This window comes from Bacillota bacterium, assembly GCA_040754675.1.
GTDB lineage: Bacteria > Bacillota > Limnochordia > Limnochordales > Geochordaceae > Geochorda.
Genome location: JBFMCJ010000657.1, coordinates 1 through 2,126, shown reverse-complemented (window position 1 = coordinate 2,126; position 2,126 = coordinate 1). Strand labels below are relative to the sequence as shown.

2 protein-coding genes are annotated in these 2,126 nt (G+C 63.7%); both read right to left on the bottom strand.

Annotated elements, in window-relative coordinates:
• Nucleotides 1–962, bottom strand: a 962-nt coding sequence (locus AB1609_22165) for an ABC transporter permease (GenBank protein ID MEW6049140.1), incomplete at its 3' end; no start/stop codon positions are given.
• 256 nt (nucleotides 963–1,218) lie between these two features.
• Nucleotides 1,219–2,126, bottom strand: a 908-nt coding sequence (locus AB1609_22160; protein ID MEW6049139.1) for a hypothetical protein, incomplete at its 5' end; no start/stop codon positions are given.

The following is a 2,126-nucleotide window of genomic DNA, read 5'->3' as shown; positions in this document are numbered from 1 at the left end:
AGCAGGAACAGCAGGGTAAGCCCACAGAACAGCCACAGGTTGCCGGCCACCCGCAAGTCAAAGAGATAGATACCTGCCAGCAGCACCAGGGCGAAGTCGACGGCTGCCACGGCCACGTAAGGGAGCAACTTCCCGAGCACCAGCTCAAGCGGCCGGATCGGTGTCACGACCAGCTGCTCCAGGGTGCCGAACTCCCGCTCCCGCACGATGCCCAGCGAAGTGAGCAGGGTGGTCATGAACATGACCACCAGGCCAAGCAGACCCGGGATCATCACGGGGGCGCTCTTGAGGTCGGGATTGTAGAGGATCTCGATCTCCGGGATCAGCCGCGGGGGGGCCGGGGGTTCGAAGTCCAGTTCCCCCAGGGACGGAGGCCGGAAAAGGTCCTCCGGTAATGCCACCGCCGGGGCCCGGGATTCCACGAGCGCCTGCGCCTTCTCCCGGGCCTCTTCGGTACGGCGGGCGAGTTCGGTCTCGAGTCGCCGGCGCACGTCCTCCTCCACCTGGGCGCGCACCTCGGCCTGGATCTCGTCCTGCACCGGCTCCATAGCCCGCTGCAGCATGCGGGCGGCCGCCTGGGCCTTGAAAAGCTGGGAGCCGTGTATGATCAGCTTGAGGCGGGCATCGGTCCTTCCGTCGCTCACCCGACCGAAGCCGGGGGGAATGAAGACCGCCATGTCGACCCTTTCCTGCTCGATCGCCCGCCGGACGTCCTCCCATGGCACCGTGACCCGGACGGGTACGAACTTCTCATAGGAAAGGATGGCCTCGGCCATCTGCGCACCGATATTGGTACCGCTCTCGTCCACCACCGCCACCCGGAGGTCCGAGATATCGAAGCTGAAAGCGTAACCGAATATGACCAACCACACCAGGGGTAACGCAATCATCATGCCCAACGTGCGGCGATCCCGCCGCATCTGGATGAACTCCTTTTGAACCAGAGCGAGGACCCGCTGCAACAAGGCCTCAACTCCTTCCCAAGCGGCCATGGACAGCACGGGAAGACGCAGAGCGGGGACGTGCTCCACTCGTTCCGAACGTATACGGGCTGACCGTGCTTGTCAAGCGACGCGACGTGGGCCCCCACAGCCCACGCTCGGCGCGCGCGAGGGATCCGGGAACGCTAGCCCCTTCTCGCCCGTCAATGTCCACGAGTGGGCCGCAGGGACCCTGTTCAAGACGTCGGACGGCGGGCACACCTGGGTCAGGGTACAGCTACCTTCCAACCGCGACTACCGCGTAACAACGCACCTCCGGCACCGTGAAGACCATCGTGCCACCCTCAAGCTTCCAGGGCAGCACCGTCTCCGATGATCCATCTTTCCCGTCGGGGGTCATCAGCTTCAGGGTCATGCCCGAAACATCCGCACCAGCAGGCACCGTCAGCCTGAGCGTGATGTTGGTTTGCGGTTGAAAGTCGTGCCGCGAATAGTCATAGGCATAGTTGACGAGATGGACGACCCCGCCCCACGGAGTGACGTAGGGGAACACGCCGAGGGATGGCGAGGGGTTGGTTTCCAGCCCGGGGTTAACCCCCATCTGCCGTAAGAGCGAGCCGACCTGGCCGATGGTGCCGGGCTGTGCACGCAGGACCTTTCCACCGGAAGACGCATAAGCCGAGAGGCTTTGTCCGGCAGCAAGGCACTTGTGCAGTGGAGGAATCACGACGGCCGCATACCGCTTGAGATCCTCCCCCGACACCGCCCCAGCAGCCAACTCGCCGTCGCCGAGGAATAGCACATCGTAAGGGATGTGCTGCTCCTGCATCGCCTTCGTCAGGTCAAGGTAGCTTTGCCATGCATTCCAGTCAAACAGGGTCGAAGCCAGATCATAGAGTACAGCCACCCCGGCCAAACTCTTGGCCTCCGCCGTGTACACCTCCGGGTGCGCCCGCAAGAAACGCGTGTACGGGGCGATTTCTCCGGCCGGTAAGGTGAAACTGCCCCCGCCCATGGTGAAGGCGTTGTGAGGCAGCATAAAGGTCCCCCCGCAGGAGAGGGCTTCAGCCAGCCAGTGACGCCACAGGCCGTAGTCCTGGGCGGAGAAGTTGGCCATGCTGTTGATGTCCGCGAAACCGATCACGGGCTTGGGACCGACGATGGACTTGGCCAGAAGGTACAGGC